The following is a 1,162-nucleotide window of genomic DNA, read 5'->3' as shown; positions in this document are numbered from 1 at the left end:
ATGTATCCCCGCCCTAAAACATTGCTCGTCTGAACGACTCGCTCGTTTTTGAGGACGGGGTTTTATAGCTCCCTCAAGCTCCCTCATTTGATAAACAAGAGCGATGGTTCCCCTCTTGTTAAGGGGGCATCCCATCTCAACACCCTACAAGCTCTATGGTTCACTCCAACACCACCATCGACGAACAACTGCGCCCGTTTCCAGACCATACCCAACTGCCGGAATCTGATGGAACCTTTGTGAAAAATTTTCAGGAACATCCCCAAAGCATTCTTCTGACTGACTCCATCGAGCCAGTTTTGCAGGAGCTTCACCCTGACAATCGCTATGCCATCGGTCAAGATTGTGGGATTTACTGGCGAGAGACTAACCCCCCGGAAAAAGGTGCAGAAGCCCCGGATTGGTTTTATGTGCCTGATGTGCCCCCCCGACTTGATGGCCAGATTAGACGCTCTTATGTGTTGTGGCGGGAATATATAACACCTCTGATTGCCCTAGAGTTTGCATCGGGGACCGGTGCGGAAGAACGGGATAGAACACCGTTACAAGCCGTAGATGGTACTGTTCAAAAACCCGGGAAATTCTGGGTATACGAAAAAATTATCCGCATTCCCTACTACGGCATCTTTATGATCAATACCGGGGAGTTGGAAGTTTACCACTGGGAAGATGGCACCTACGAGCGCCTGAGTCCTAACGAGCGCAACCACTATCCCATTAATCGCATGAATGTAGAACTAGGGGTATGGCAAGGCACGTATCTCGGTTTAGCTGAACAACCTTGGTTGCGATGGTGGGATCGACAGGGAAATCTACTACTGACTGGCCAGGAGCGGGCAACCTACGCTGAGGCTCAAGTCCAGCAGGAGCAACAAAAGCGGCAACAGTTGGTGGCACAATTGAAGGCTCTTAGTCCGGAACAACTTCAGGAACTAGGAATTGATGTGGGACTTTTGGAGTAGGGAATCGGGAATCGGGAATCGGGAATCGGGAATCGGGAATCGGGAATCGGGAATCGGGAGAGGCGTAGGGTGTGTTAGGGGCGGGCTTGCCGTTATTTGTGGCCTCAACGCCCGGGTTGAGATAGTCCGCCCCGTAACGCACCACCTGGGGAGTGTGCAGAGAGCTGGATGGGATTGACCTTTGGTCACGCGGGGCGCGT

At 52.1% G+C, this 1,162-nt stretch carries 1 protein-coding gene and 1 pseudogene; one reads left to right on the top strand and one right to left on the bottom strand.

Going from position 1 to position 1,162, the window contains the following annotated elements; translation table 11 throughout:
* Positions 1 to 155 precede the first annotated feature (155 nt).
* Entirely contained in the window at positions 156 to 962 is an 807-nt protein-coding gene (locus F6K38_RS42610) for a Uma2 family endonuclease (RefSeq protein WP_287360939.1), read from the top strand.
* On the opposite strand, the pseudogene F6K38_RS42605 reads toward F6K38_RS42610, so the two are convergent.
* Positions 910 to 1,162, bottom strand: a pseudogene (locus F6K38_RS42605) (hypothetical protein); the annotation flags it as partial. The gene F6K38_RS42610 and the pseudogene F6K38_RS42605 overlap by 53 nt on opposite strands.

The sequence above is a fragment of the Moorena sp. SIO3B2 genome (assembly GCF_010692525.1).
GTDB classification, from domain to species: Bacteria; Cyanobacteriota; Cyanobacteriia; order Cyanobacteriales; family Coleofasciculaceae; genus Moorena; species Moorena producens.
The sequence above is the reverse complement of the archived record's forward strand: the minus strand, read 5'-3'. Positions and strand labels throughout refer to the sequence as shown.